The organism is Microcoleus sp. w1-18aA5 (assembly GCF_036701705.1).
Taxonomy (GTDB): Bacteria; Cyanobacteriota; Cyanobacteriia; order Cyanobacteriales; family Microcoleaceae; genus Microcoleus.
Genome location: NZ_JAUPTE010000016.1, coordinates 73,471 through 85,732 on the forward strand (window position 1 = coordinate 73,471; position 12,262 = coordinate 85,732).

Below are 12,262 nucleotides of genomic sequence, written 5' to 3' on the forward strand. Positions count from 1 at the left end.
GTTTTTAAAACCTGGCAGAGTCATATTGAATTTAACTCTCTATGTTTGCTGATGATAACAGTTCAATACTGGCTCGATATCTATCTTTGGATAGACAAAACTTTTAGCAAAAACTAATGATGGGAGAGCCTCAATCGACACCGATATGCTGCTCCGCAGTCTGGTCGGATGCACCGCACCAACTCAATAAATCTTAAATTTTGGTTGGGGTAGGATATTGTAAAAAATCATTAAGTTTACAGTCAATTACGGTAGATTATAGTAAACTGCAAACAAAGTTTCGCACTCACCCATGCCACCCGTTAAAAAGCCATAGTAAAAAAGCAGATTGTCGCTCAAAACCAACGGTGAGAGTGGGGGAGTCTAATATTTGTCTGTAAAACCTGCAATTACAGTCATCATGACATGGTTTAAAAGCTCTGGACAATGCCGATCGCCCTTTTTGACAAAATCACTATAATTCAATAATTGTCTGCGCTGTCAATAGGTAAATCAGAGATGCGATCGACAAATCACCTATTCTGTTTCCTAGAAATATTTGCCAGCGAAGGCGGCATTCAATCCTACGTTAAAGACATTTTCAAAGCTTACGTGTCAATAACCGGAAACACGAACTCGCCGCCGCAAGCTGAAGTTTTGTTGTTGCGAGATTCCCCAGACTGCAACAATCCTTACGAGTCAAAAAATCTAAAATTTTCTTACCTCAAAACCGAGAATCCCTGGTTGGGCCGTCTTAAGTTTGCTACAGTATTACTAACTCGCTTGCTGCAAAAACGACCGGAACGGGTTTTTTGCGGTCACATCAAACTCGCACCGCTGATTCAAACTTTATGCCAGCCGCTGGGAATTCCCTACACGATTTTAACTTACGGCAAGGAAGTTTGGGAACCGCTTGGGCCCAAATATCAAACAGCAATGAGACAAGCAGACAGTATTTGGACTATTAGCAGGTACACGCGCGATTCCCTACGGGATAGCTTCGCCGCGCGTACTTGCGAAATTAACCAATTAAATCCCGACAAATTCCAAATAGTGCCTTGTACTGTAGATGAAAATATATTTACCACTGGGCCGAAGCCACAGGATTTATTAGAGCAGTACAATCTGGTTGGTGCTAAAATATTGATGACTGTAGCCAGATTGCGATCGACGGATATTTACAAAGGCGTCGATGTCACCATTCAAGCTTTGCCGCAAATAGCCAAAACTTTTCCGACTGTGAAATACTTAGTTATTGGCAGAGGAGACGATCGATCGAGATTAGCCAAACTCGCTGATGATTTGGGAGTTACCGAAAGAGTAATATTTGCGGGTTTTGTACCCACAGAAAATTTAGCAGCACATTACCAGTTAGCCGATGCTTATGTAATGCCCTCCCAGGAAGGCTTCGGTATAGTTTATTTGGAAGCGCTGGCTTGCGGAATACCCGTACTCGCGGGGGACGCGGACGGCTCGGCAGATCCGCTGGAAGATGGTAAACTGGGATGGCGAGTTCCCCACCGAGATTCAGCAGCAGTAGCGCTTGCTTGTGTGGAAATGCTGCGAGGAGAGGATAAAAGGTGCGATCGCCACTGGTTGAGGGAACAAACCCTCGCAAGATTTAGTTTTGAAACCCTTTGTCAATCATTACAAGGAATTTTTCAACCCTCTGACTCAGATAAGCTTATGCCGTAGAGAGCGGTTTCTGGGTGTACAATGGGAAAATTAACTCGATCGACCGCCTGAATTTCTGAGTAGGATAGAGTTATGCCTACCTGCAAAGACACCCAAGGAGACCACCGTGAACCAAGGCAGCCCCAAAATATCTTTCAAGCTACCCCGTATTAGTAATTGGCTGATACTGCTGGGCATCGCGTGTTTGTTGGTGTCTATTGGTTTGGGTTGGATAGTTAAATCAGTGTTGATTGTAGTAGCTTTTTTGTTGCTGACACCTGTGGTCGCATTTTTCGCGCTTCAGTGGTGGCTGAAACGCAATTTAATTGAAGATAAGTGTCCAGTTTGTCAATACGAATTTACAGCTTTAAATCAAACTCAGTTTCAGTGTGCCAACTGCGGCGAACCTCTGCAAATAGAGGAAGGTCATTTTAGTCGCTTGACACCGCCCGGTACGATCGATGTTACCGCAGTAGAAGTATCATCGGTTCAACAGTTAGAAGATTAACCATTGGGAATGGGGAATTGGGAATTGGGAATCGGGCATGGGGCATCGGCCATCGGCCATCGGCCATCGGGCATAAGTTATTTGTTGGTTGTTATTTGCTATTTGCTATTTGTTACCTGTTGGTTGTTATTTGTTACTGGTTGGTTCTAATAACCAATGCCCGATGCCCAATGCGCGATGCCCGATGCCCGATTCCCAAAATTACTTTTCTAAGCGCACTGCATACCACTGCAAAAATTTTCCAGGCCCGACATCTAATTCACAATAAGTATCAATCAAATACTTCGCTTGAGCTTCCACGCCAGATATTTTATGCAAGTCCTGCGGCAAATCTTCGTGTTCCTCAGTTAACACGGCTTTCAGCTTTTCTAACAGTTCCGCCGCAGTCAAAAACTGCTCTGGCTGGTTTGTTTCTAACACCACAAAGGTGTCTTCGTCATACAGTGACATAGTTTCAAAGGTTGAGGTTAATTATTTCTAAAGTTTCGTACACTTAAGCAAACCAAAGTATAAACTCTTAATTACAATTTTTCAGGCCCGGCTCGATCGTGTTACAATTGAACAACATCAGAATTCCTACCGGATTACCGTTATTAACTTACTTGTTAACTGACTTGTTAACCGAGTTGTCAACATATCCGACACAGCATTTCTGAGGAGATTTGTCAAGTGCAAATTTGTCAAGTGTCAAATTGTCAAGAAATATTCGATCGGCTGTATCTAATTATAACTGGCACTATACATTCCCATGATCACATCTTCCACTTCAACCCCAGTTGCGCGCAAGCCCTCTAAATCAGAAGGTCTCAAAGAACGCAGCAATTATTTACGAGAACCCGTTGCGACTGAACTGTTACAAGAAACTACCCACTTCACCGAAGAGGGGCTTCAGATTCTCAAATTTCATGGCTCGTACCAGCAAGACAACCGCGACAATCGAGTTAAAGGACAAGAAAAAGACTATCAGTTCATGCTCCGCACCCGCAATCCCGGCGGGTTCACTCCGCCGCAATTATACCTAGCCTTAGACAAGCTATCTGAAGAATACGGCAACCACACACTCCGCGTCACAACGCGCCAAGGTTTCCAACTTCACGGCGTGTTGAAAAAAAATCTTAAAGCAGTGTTTTCCTCAATTATTAAAAATATGGGGTCAACCTTGGGAGCTTGCGGCGACTTGAACCGCAACATCATGGCACCTCCAGCACCGTACAAAAATCGCCCAGAATACAAGTATGCGCTGCAATACGCTAACAATGTCGCCGATTTGCTGACACCGCAAACCGGTGCTTATTATGAACTTTGGTTGGATGGCGAAAAAGCTGTTTCGGCTGAGGAAGACCCCGCAGTGAAGGCCGCGAGACAGAAAAACGCCAACGGCACAATCTTTAGCGACGACAAAGAAGAACCGATTTACGGCAGCCATTATATGCCGCGCAAGTTCAAGTGTTCCGTTACCGTGCCGGGAGACAATTCAATAGACTTGTACTCTCAGGATTTGAGCTTGGTGGTAATTACCAATAAAGCTGGCGAGTTGCAAGGTTTTGACGTGTTTGCTGGCGGCGGTTTGGGCCGTACTCACAACAAAGAAGAGACTTTTGCGCGGGTGGCGGACGAGATTTGCTATGTTGCCAAGGATGATGTTTACGATTTGGTCAAGGCAATTGTAGCAACCCAAAGAGATTTTGGCGATCGCACAGACAGACGGCACGCGCGACTAAAGTACCTGATTAACGACAAAGGCGTACAGTGGTTCCGCGAAAAAGTAGCCGAATATTTTGGCAAGCCGCTAGAAGCCTTTAAACCGCTGCCTGAGTGGAAGTATTTTGATTTCTTGGGCTGGCATGAACAAGGAGACGGTAAACTGTTTGTCGGCATTTCTGTGGATAATGGCCGGATTAAGGATGAAGGTTCATTTCAGCTAAAAACAGCTTTGCGGGAAATTGTGCAGAAGTACAACTTGCCGATACTGGCGACGCCACACCAAAACGTGCTGATTTACGATATTTCGCCGGATATTAAAGAAGAAATTCAGGGAATACTCGATCGATGCGGCATTCAGCGGGAAACTGCGATCGACCCCTTGGTGCGCTATGGGATGGCGTGTCCGGCAATGCCGACTTGCGGGCTGGCGATTACCGAGTCTGAGCGCGTGATGCCGAGTATTTTAGAGCGGATTCGGGCACTTTTGACCAAAGTGGGCTTGGAAGACGAGCATTTAGTGGTGCGGATGACTGGTTGCCCAAATGGATGCGCCCGCCCTTATATGGCAGAATTGGGGTTTGTCGGGAGTTCGCCGGAATCCTACCAGGTTTGGCTGGGCGGTTCTCCCGACCAAACGCGGCTGGCAAAACCAATTGAGGAAAAGCTGCACGTCAAGGATTTTGAAGCTTTTCTGGAGCCAATTTTTGTTTATTTCAAGCAAAAACGGCAACTGAGCGAGAGTTTTGGCAATTTTTGCGATCGCGTCGGGTTAGAATCTATCCGTCAATTTGTAACCAACTACCAATCTGCTGACTCGATGACAACTGAGATTAATGAATTAGAAGTTACGTCTAGTAACGGCGATGAAAACGAGACTGCCACTGCTGGCGGTGGCAAAGTCCGCCGTCGAATTAGCGTCCGCGATGAAATTTACAACGAGCTCAAGGAAGAAGCAGCCCGTCAGGGCAAGCCAATCACGCAGCTAGCTACAGAAGCCATTTCCACTTATTTAAAGAAGATTAAGGAGGAAGGATAAGCCGATTTTCGATTTTCAATTTGTGATTTTCGATTGTATTCAATAGACTTCTGGCAAAAGTAATATAAAGGCAGAGCATTTGCAAAAAAAAACTTGAATTTGTAAAATAATTCGGGTTGTAGATGCTTTGCCTTTATTGTTTTTTGAACAGTTGAAACCCCGCCTGCCTATCTCCTCTCATTCTCTCTTCCTCTGCGTTCTCTGCGTTCTCTGCGGTTAAATAAAAAAAATCTCTAATAGAAAACTAACAATCCCAAATTCAATGCCTCAATTACAAAGATTAGCAATTACTGCCGCTCAAATTTGCGATCGCCAAATCGACTTAACTAGAGAACAGCAGCATTATTTAAATCGAGTGCTACGTTTGCAAGCGGGCGATCGATTTATTGCGATGGACGGTCGAGGGCATTGGTGGTTAGCAGTCCTAGAAGTACGGGAAACCGGGCTATTTGCCTTGATAGTCGAGGAGATTGCTGTGAACAGGGAGCTACCCGTGGAAGTGACTTTGATGGCGGCATTGCCCAAAGGAAACGGCTTTGACGAGGTTGTGAGACAAGCCACGGAGTTGGGTGTGGTAAGTATTGTGCCGGTGACGAGCGATCGAACTTTGCTCAAACCAAGCGATCAAAAAGTTGAGCGGTGGAGAAGAATTGCTGCGGAGGCGGCGGAACAGTCGGAACGTCAAATTGTGCCGACGATTTTAGAGCCTGTTTCGTTTGATGTTGCTATGAAAGATTGCGGTCAAAAATATCGATATATTTGTGTTGCTCGCGGGGAGAATCGGCATTTGTGGGATTGTTTGATTGGTATTTTCTATCCCCCCTTTGTAGGGGCGGTGCCCCCGTGCCCGCCCCCTGGGGGAGAATTATCGATTGTCATAGCTATTGGCCCGGAGGGTGGATGGACTGAGGGTGAGGTGAAAAGGGCGATCGAATTGGGCTTTGAAGCTGTTTCTTTGGGCAGTAGAATTTTAAGAGCGGTGACAGCACCGATTGTGGCTTTATCTTTAGTTGGAGCGGCTTTTGAGAAGTGCTAATATCCACCAAGCCGATCGGAGACTTGATGGGCTTGGCGATCGCAGCTAAAATGTAAATAGATAATTATCAGAGGAGTAATATGTTACAGTCAGTAGAGGGGATATACCGAAATGGCAAAATTGAGTTATTGGAAATGCCCGCCGACATAGAAGAAGCACAAGTTATTGTTACTTTCATGCCAAAAGTAGGGTTAGTAAACTTGCAATCTCGCGGTATCAACCAGGAACAAGCAGCAGATTTACGGGTTCGGTTGAGTAGATTTGCTCCTGATTGGGAACTACCGGAGATGGATGCTTACGATGCCTTATAGTCGCGGTGATGTGGTTTTGGTTTTGTTCCCCAGTTCGGATTTGCGTACTGCCAAACGCCGTCCAGCTTTGATAGTTCAAGCTAATAATCTGGGGACTGGTTTAGGGCAAACAATTACGGCAATGATTACTAGCAACTTAGCCCGTTCATGACACCCAAGCCGGGTTTTTGTTTCCCTAGCAACACCGGAAGGGCAGCAAACGGGATTGCTAGCTGACTCGGTAATTATGACAGACAATCTTGTGACGCTTCTAGAAGTTGAAATCGATCGCAAAATTGGTATTTTGTCGGATATGGTGGCAGTAGATGCAGCACTCAAGCACACTTTGGGAATCTGATAAAAAAAGGCGTTTTTATTCAGTGAATATAAAAAAATACTTAAATTAATCAAATCCACTCTGTCTCGTGTTAAGAGGAATTATCAGATAAATGGGTTGACGAGTCATGAAAATAGAGTTGAGGAAAAGTCGCTGGCCCTTTTGGTCGATCGCACTTTTGGCAAATTTCGGTACAACATCAGTTTCTGCACAATCTCCGATTTTTCCCATTGCTCAACAGATTAATTGCGATCGCCCCCAAGGAGATGCACAAGTCAGAACTTGTATTCGGTTGAAGTATGAGGCCTCGGATCAACGACTGAACGAGGTTTACAAACAACTGATGTCGCAATTGAGCGAAGAAGAGCGATCGCTACTTTCCGAAGCACAATTAGGGTGGATTCAGTTAAGAGATAAAACCTGTGAATTTGAAGTTTATAAAAGTCGTGGTGGTAGCGGTTATGGAGGTTTCCTCACTGAATGTTTGGATCGGATGACGAAACAGCGCACTGCGGAACTAGAACAGTATGTAAAACAGAGATAAAATAGGAAGTACAGCGTACAAAACCTGACAACCATAAAGAGAAACAAGTATTTATGAAAAGCCGATCGACCTTCACCCTCACCCTCACCGTCATCTCAGCAATTTTAACCACCATCGTACCAGCAGTTTTGGCCCAGCAACAGCCATCAGCCAACCCAATCTACATCGATAAAAATTGCCAGCGCAACCAGCAATTACCGCAACTTGAAAGATTCACTATCTTTAGCAGAAACGAATTTACAACTAACGGTCAAAACTATTGGTTCTACGCCGCCCGCTATCAAGATGGAGGCGTACTTCTCTGTATATCGAAACCAAATTTTAATCAACCAAAACCTATAAATGAACAAAAAATACAAGCCAATTTTATTGACAAAATAGTCCGAGATATCAACAACAAAACAGCTTTTATCATCGTAGTCAGAGAAGGAAATGGCCCTGAAGCACCCGTGACCAATTACGGCTTAGAATTGAGCAATGTCGATCGCCCCAAACTCACCTCCCTTTCCATCCTACAGCAGCGGGGAACCCTCAAAGACGGCGGCCCCAGCGAACACACCTTTCAAGGACGGGCAGGTCAATCTATTACGATCGACCTTAAAAGCAGAGCATTCGACCACAACATAACACTGTTCGACACCAGCGGCAAAAATATTGCCCAAACAACAGGTAACTCCCAGAATCGCCGAGAGTCTCAACTCACCATAAAATTGCCTAGTAACGGCACTTATAAAATAGTTTTTAAAGGAAGCGATCGCACAAGCAAAGGTACTTACACATTAAGCGTTAATTCCAATCAGCTTTAACTCAATTTAAACTAAGTGCTAAGCAAACTCAAAAACAGGTGTTTCAATCACCCTAATAGGCTTTCTATCTTCCCAAATCATCTTCTGCAAATGTTCCACAGTTTCAGGTGAAAAAAAACGCTCTCCCGTTTCCACACACACTCTAGCAGGAACGTTTTCAATAATAATAAACTTACCATTGATTTCCAGGGTATAACTTACTTTTTCTTGCACCATTGTTTCTTGCCAAACATTATTGTTCATTTTGATTTATCCTTAACTTAAAATCAATCCAAATTTTCGGATCTGGTTCGTATACAGTAATGATTTTTACCAAAGGACGAGATGGATAACTGCACTGAACGTGCAAAGGTCTATTGGCAATGGTCAAACCGAAAATTAAACAGCTTGGGCCATATTTGTCATCGGGATACTCTTCGATAACTTCACCAGCCATTATTGCTTCCCGGAGTTCTTGTACCCTGATACGGCGAACTATGCTTTGGTTTACTGCGTGTTGTGAAAGCTCAAAATCATTTTTGACAATTTTGACACGTATTTTTTCAATGATTGTCATAGTTTCATATCATATCTATAAGTTAACACAACAGCAAAAATTTTTAACCAGTGGCGGAACCAACCAAACATCAGCCAAGATAGAAACAACGCCATTCCCACAATCGCCATGACAGACATCAACCAAATAGCCGCCGCCCTAGAGGGTAAAGACTACAAACAAGCTGCCCAACTCATCAAACAACTACAAAAAGAATCCCCCGAAAGTCCGTGGGTGCAATACTATATCGCCCGCTACTACGAACTCACCAACAACCTCGAAAAAGCCCAAACAACCTATAAACAAATACTCCGCGACATCACCAACCCCAAAATTGTCTCCCAGACCCGCCAAGCTATTCAACGGATTGAAATCGCACAACAAAACCTCCGCCAAAAAGCCATAGAAACTGCCAAAAACGACCCCAGCAACCTCGAACCTGGACTCCTCATCCTCGAACCCGTGAGTCCCGAAAGCAAACCCGCCGCCATTCAAAATATCAGCAGAATCTTTAAAATCGACGCCTACACAACCCGGATGCAAATCCAAAGCCGCGGCTGGAGACTCTACAAAACTGGCCCCATCGCCGAACTCCGAATTTATGGTCAAGAACTCCTCAACGCAGGCATTCCCGTATTTTGGGCAACCCTAAGCAATCTTCAAAAAATCCAAATCTTCCGAGTGCAACACTTCCAGTCTCTCTCTTCCCCAGCCGTTGTTTGCAAAGATAAATTTGATCGACTCGGTGCGATCGAATTTAGCTGGTCAGAAGTTACCCAGAGAGTAGAAGGTTTGTTGCCGATGTTCATCGAAGTCATGGACTACTCGCCCAACCGAAGAAAGGATCAATTTCGCCACAGAGAAATCAGGCAAGATTACGCTCAAATCTGTGACTTGCACATTCCCAGCAGAAACTGCATTCTGCGAATTTGCGACCAAAGTTACGAATTTCAACAAGGAGTTGACTTCACCAAAGCTTCTGCCGAACTTCCCACTTCACCGAACCCGAAAAACAAAATATCCAGAGTCAAAAACTCTCAACAAATGCCTCAAAGTACCACCCGAATTAACTGGAATAACTTACTGGAAATATTCGATCGCCAGATTGACGTTACAGTTTGGTCAGAATTTACGCCCTTTGCCGAGACCGTGCTCGATTACACTAATATGTTGAGCAAGATAGAATCCCATATAGAAGTCGAGCGGAAATCCGAAACTCCTTGGGACTCAGCTTTTCAGCTATACAGCGGATTAGCCTTCCTCAGAAACCAAGAAAATAGGGAATAGAACCAAGAGTTAAAATTAAAAATGAGTAATACCATTTTTAAAATTTTTAACGCCCGCATTGGGAATTATCCAATGCCCAATTCCCTATTATCAATTCCCAATTTTCTACTTCGTTTTTACCTGACGAGCCATTTCCCGGAAATTGTTCATGCTAGGGCCGGGGGTGCGACGACTTGCTGTTGGTGTCGGCATTAAATTATTAGGAGCAAAAGTCCCATTCGATTCAGCTTTACTCGGCACTTTGCCGTTAGTTGCTGCCGCTGCCGGTACCTTCGCGGGTGCTGCATTATTAGCAGGAACGCTAGCGACTGGTTCGTTTTCTTTCTGCGACTTTTTCTCTACCTTAGCCTTTTTAGCTGGTTCAGACTTCTCAGACTTAACAGACTCAACTTTTGCCGGTGCGATCGCAACAGGCTCAGCTTTCGCAGGCGCAACTTTTGCTGGTTCCTTCGCTCCCGATTCGCCCAAATCTAGGAAATATTCAGACTTTTTCAAGCCCAACAGTCTGGCAAAAAAGCCGAAAATACCGCCGAAGAAATTTTTGATAAAACCAAACATTAGACTTACTCCTTTTGTTCTTTTAGAGAAATTTGTACAAGCTTGTCAACAAAGTTAGATTACGAGCTAGGGCAACCTTTGTCTACATTTATTCATCAAAATTTACATTGGGCTATATCTAAGCTAGCTCATCAAAGCAAATTTTAGGTATAAATACTCGCAGTGCTTTGCACTTATTTACAAGTATCTCAGAATTTGTTAGCGATTCCCACTAATTGTCGATCGTACCTCGATCCGATTCGCTAGCTGTCCTAGTACGGGTAAAACTGCCTAGGGGAGTGATTTATGCTGTAATCAGCCAGCAATTTTCTTTTCAAATGAACAGTTCGCTCGATCGCAATCCCGTCATCCTCCTACACGGCATCTGGGACACAAAGCTTATTTTCAACACAATGTCCGCCCGCCTCACCCAACTCGGATGGTCAGTCCACAGCCTCAACCTCACCCCCAACGACGGCAGCCTCGGGCTCGACTTACTGGCCAAGCAACTCGCAGACTACATCTCTGAAACCTTCGATCCAGAACAGCCTTTAGACATAGTAGGCTACAGCATGGGCGGCATCGTCAGTCGCTACTACGTCCAGCGACTCGGAGGAATCAACCGCGTACAGCGTTTCATCACCCTATCATCCCCTCACCACGGCACCATCACCGCCTATTCCCTACGCCTACCAGGATACCTGGATATGCGCCCCGATAGTGGCTTGCTGCGCGATTTGAATCAAGATGTGACAATGCTCAAACGCATAAATTTTACATCAATGTGGACGCCATTTGACATCATGATTGTACCGGCGAACAGCTCCCAAATGCCAGTAGGTAAAGAAGTTAAAGTCAACGTTTTGCTGCACCGCCAAATGGTGACAGAACCCCTAAGTATTAACGCATTAGTTGAAGAACTCAAAGCACCTATAGAAAATAAAATTCCCACTTAAAAATGAATAGCAATTTCAGCCGCAATCCAGTCTTGCTAATTCACGGAATTTTCAGAAAATCGGGAATTTTTCACAAAATGTCTGCCTACCTGACCCAACTGGGATGGTCAGTCTACACCCTCAATCTCTCGCCCCATTGGGGCAACGCCAGCATAGACGAATTAGCCAAACAAATAGGAGATTATATAGACAAAACCTTTGCGCCAGAACAGTATATAGATATAGTAGGATTGAGCATGGGCGGTTTAGTAACTCGCTACTACCTGCAAAGGTTAGGCGGCATTAAGCGAGTGCAGCGCTTTATTGCCATATCTTCTCCTCACAGCGGTACTTGGATGGCTTACACTCTCTGGGGAAAAGGCTGTATCCAAATGCGTCCTGGCAGTGCTTTTCTGGAAGATTTAAATCGAGATTCTGCCTTGTTGGAAAAGCTCAATTTTACTTCGATTTGGACAGATTGGGATTTCATCATCGTACCGGCTTCTAGTTCCCAAATATCTGTTGCCAAAGAAGTAAAATTGTCGGTTTTTGCCCATGCCATGATGGCGAGGCATTCCAGCAGTTTAAAAGCGGTCGCTGAAGCACTGTCAGAACCATTAAAGATTGATAAATAGCTGGCTGTAAAGTAAAACGCTCTGCTTTGAAAACCTCGATTTTTTTTTAAAAGTAGGGGTTCGGTCTTCGGTATTTTCGAGTCTAGCTAGACGGATTTAAAATTTATTGATATAATCTTAATTGACACCCATAAAATCAACAATTATGATCGTCCTGCCAAAACTGGAAAAGCTGCGAGACACTCTGCCTATAGAAGGAGCCGTTCGCATTGAATTAGTGGAAGGAATACCGATTTTTCGAGCCTCTACAACAGTCAAAAATCGCATAGAAGAACTGTTGGAAAAACAACAAAATTTGCAACTCAATCCCGAAGAAGACCAAGAACTGAATCTTTACGAAGAAATCGACGATTACCTCAGTTTTGTCAATCGAACTGTCCGCAATCTTTTCTTGGGCCAGATTCAGCCTACAGTATAGA

16 protein-coding genes are annotated in these 12,262 nt (G+C 44.4%); 12 read left to right on the plus strand and 4 right to left on the minus strand.

What is annotated here, in order from left to right; genetic code table 11:
• The first annotated feature begins 498 nt into the window (after positions 1–498).
• Entirely contained in the window at positions 499–1,674 is a 1,176-nt protein-coding gene (locus Q5691_RS08635; RefSeq protein WP_333344485.1) for a glycosyltransferase family 4 protein, read from the plus strand.
• 106 nt (positions 1,675–1,780) lie between these two features.
• Entirely contained in the window at positions 1,781–2,161 is a 381-nt protein-coding gene (locus Q5691_RS08640; RefSeq protein WP_333210495.1) for a hypothetical protein, read from the plus strand.
• A gap of 201 nt (positions 2,162–2,362) precedes the next feature.
• On the opposite strand, the gene Q5691_RS08645 is transcribed toward Q5691_RS08640, so the two are convergent.
• The gene (locus tag Q5691_RS08645) at positions 2,363–2,611 is read right to left on the minus strand and encodes a chlororespiratory reduction protein 7 (RefSeq protein WP_333210493.1); all 249 of its coding nucleotides are present in this window, start codon (positions 2,609–2,611) and stop codon (positions 2,363–2,365) included.
• A 298-nt stretch (positions 2,612–2,909) separates the two neighbouring features.
• On the opposite strand from Q5691_RS08645, the gene sir reads away from it, so the two are divergent.
• From sir to Q5691_RS08675, 6 genes are all read left to right on the plus strand, one after another.
• Complete coding sequence (gene sir, locus Q5691_RS08650; protein WP_333310675.1) at positions 2,910–4,901, plus strand: sulfite reductase, ferredoxin dependent; 1,992 nt, start codon at positions 2,910–2,912, stop codon at positions 4,899–4,901.
• Between the two features lie 262 nt (positions 4,902–5,163).
• On the plus strand, positions 5,164–5,937 hold the full coding sequence (locus Q5691_RS08655; RefSeq protein WP_333344487.1) for a 16S rRNA (uracil(1498)-N(3))-methyltransferase: 774 nt from the start codon (positions 5,164–5,166) through the stop codon (positions 5,935–5,937).
• An 80-nt stretch (positions 5,938–6,017) separates the two neighbouring features.
• Positions 6,018–6,248 (plus strand): hypothetical protein, encoded by a 231-nt coding sequence (locus tag Q5691_RS08660; protein ID WP_333147873.1) that lies wholly within the window; start codon positions 6,018–6,020, stop codon positions 6,246–6,248.
• Entirely contained in the window at positions 6,238–6,399 is a 162-nt protein-coding gene (locus Q5691_RS08665; protein ID WP_333344489.1) for a type II toxin-antitoxin system PemK/MazF family toxin, read from the plus strand. The genes Q5691_RS08660 and Q5691_RS08665 overlap by 11 nt, the downstream gene beginning before the upstream one ends.
• Before the next feature lie 292 nt (positions 6,400–6,691).
• Positions 6,692–7,108, plus strand: coding sequence for a lysozyme inhibitor LprI family protein (locus Q5691_RS08670; protein ID WP_333210485.1), 417 nt, complete (start codon positions 6,692–6,694; stop codon positions 7,106–7,108).
• Positions 7,109–7,161: 53 nt separating this feature from the next.
• Positions 7,162–7,914 carry a PPC domain-containing protein gene (locus Q5691_RS08675; RefSeq protein WP_333210484.1) on the plus strand — a complete coding sequence of 251 codons (753 nt, stop codon included), beginning with the start codon at positions 7,162–7,164 and terminating at the stop codon, positions 7,912–7,914.
• Positions 7,915–7,932: 18 nt separating this feature from the next.
• Here Q5691_RS08675 and Q5691_RS08680 read toward each other — a convergent pair whose 3' ends face one another.
• Together Q5691_RS08680 and Q5691_RS08685 are read right to left on the minus strand one after the other, a co-directional pair.
• The gene (locus Q5691_RS08680; protein ID WP_333210482.1) at positions 7,933–8,157 is read right to left on the minus strand and encodes a YgiT-type zinc finger protein; all 225 of its coding nucleotides are present in this window, start codon (positions 8,155–8,157) and stop codon (positions 7,933–7,935) included.
• Complete coding sequence (locus Q5691_RS08685) at positions 8,147–8,470, minus strand: DUF4258 domain-containing protein (protein WP_333210481.1); 324 nt, start codon at positions 8,468–8,470, stop codon at positions 8,147–8,149. The genes Q5691_RS08680 and Q5691_RS08685 overlap by 11 nt, the downstream gene beginning before the upstream one ends.
• Positions 8,471–8,578: 108 nt before the next feature.
• Between Q5691_RS08685 and Q5691_RS08690 the strand changes: the two genes are divergently transcribed.
• Complete coding sequence (locus Q5691_RS08690; protein WP_333344491.1) at positions 8,579–9,736, plus strand: tetratricopeptide repeat protein; 1,158 nt, start codon at positions 8,579–8,581, stop codon at positions 9,734–9,736.
• Positions 9,737–9,841: 105 nt separating this feature from the next.
• On the opposite strand, the gene Q5691_RS08695 is transcribed toward Q5691_RS08690, so the two are convergent.
• Positions 9,842–10,294, minus strand: coding sequence for a hypothetical protein (locus Q5691_RS08695; RefSeq protein WP_333210477.1), 453 nt, complete (start codon positions 10,292–10,294; stop codon positions 9,842–9,844).
• A gap of 317 nt (positions 10,295–10,611) precedes the next feature.
• On the opposite strand from Q5691_RS08695, the gene Q5691_RS08700 reads away from it, so the two are divergent.
• The 3 genes from Q5691_RS08700 to Q5691_RS08710 all read left to right on the plus strand — a co-directional run bounded on the left by Q5691_RS08700 (position 10,612) and on the right by Q5691_RS08710 (position 12,261).
• Positions 10,612–11,229, plus strand: a complete 618-nt coding sequence (locus Q5691_RS08700; RefSeq protein WP_333210475.1) for a triacylglycerol lipase — start codon at positions 10,612–10,614, stop codon at positions 11,227–11,229.
• 2 nt (positions 11,230–11,231) lie between these two features.
• Positions 11,232–11,843 (plus strand): alpha/beta fold hydrolase, encoded by a 612-nt coding sequence (locus Q5691_RS08705; protein WP_333210474.1) that lies wholly within the window; start codon positions 11,232–11,234, stop codon positions 11,841–11,843.
• A 145-nt stretch (positions 11,844–11,988) separates the two neighbouring features.
• A complete protein-coding gene (locus tag Q5691_RS08710; RefSeq protein WP_333044472.1) occupies positions 11,989–12,261 on the plus strand; it encodes a hypothetical protein in 273 nt (90 codons plus the stop codon).
• The last annotated feature ends 1 nt before the right edge of the window (position 12,262 follow it).

Coding starts and splice junctions, on each gene's coding strand:
- Q5691_RS08635 (WP_333344485.1), top strand. CDS start 499: ATGCGATCGACAAATCACCTATTCTGTTTCCTAGAAATATTTGCCAGC.
- Q5691_RS08645 (WP_333210493.1), bottom strand. CDS start 2,611: ATGTCACTGTATGACGAAGACACCTTTGTGGTGTTAGAAACAAACCAG.
- sir (WP_333310675.1), top strand. CDS start 2,910: ATGATCACATCTTCCACTTCAACCCCAGTTGCGCGCAAGCCCTCTAAA.
- Q5691_RS08655 (WP_333344487.1), top strand. CDS start 5,164: ATGCCTCAATTACAAAGATTAGCAATTACTGCCGCTCAAATTTGCGAT.
- Q5691_RS08660 (WP_333147873.1), top strand. CDS start 6,018: ATGTTACAGTCAGTAGAGGGGATATACCGAAATGGCAAAATTGAGTTA.
- Q5691_RS08665 (WP_333344489.1), top strand. CDS start 6,238: ATGCCTTATAGTCGCGGTGATGTGGTTTTGGTTTTGTTCCCCAGTTCG.
- Q5691_RS08670 (WP_333210485.1), top strand. CDS start 6,692: ATGAAAATAGAGTTGAGGAAAAGTCGCTGGCCCTTTTGGTCGATCGCA.
- Q5691_RS08675 (WP_333210484.1), top strand. CDS start 7,162: ATGAAAAGCCGATCGACCTTCACCCTCACCCTCACCGTCATCTCAGCA.
- Q5691_RS08680 (WP_333210482.1), bottom strand. CDS start 8,157: ATGAACAATAATGTTTGGCAAGAAACAATGGTGCAAGAAAAAGTAAGT.
- Q5691_RS08685 (WP_333210481.1), bottom strand. CDS start 8,470: ATGACAATCATTGAAAAAATACGTGTCAAAATTGTCAAAAATGATTTT.
- Q5691_RS08690 (WP_333344491.1), top strand. CDS start 8,579: ATGACAGACATCAACCAAATAGCCGCCGCCCTAGAGGGTAAAGACTAC.
- Q5691_RS08695 (WP_333210477.1), bottom strand. CDS start 10,294: ATGTTTGGTTTTATCAAAAATTTCTTCGGCGGTATTTTCGGCTTTTTT.
- Q5691_RS08700 (WP_333210475.1), top strand. CDS start 10,612: ATGAACAGTTCGCTCGATCGCAATCCCGTCATCCTCCTACACGGCATC.
- Q5691_RS08705 (WP_333210474.1), top strand. CDS start 11,232: ATGAATAGCAATTTCAGCCGCAATCCAGTCTTGCTAATTCACGGAATT.
- Q5691_RS08710 (WP_333044472.1), top strand. CDS start 11,989: ATGATCGTCCTGCCAAAACTGGAAAAGCTGCGAGACACTCTGCCTATA.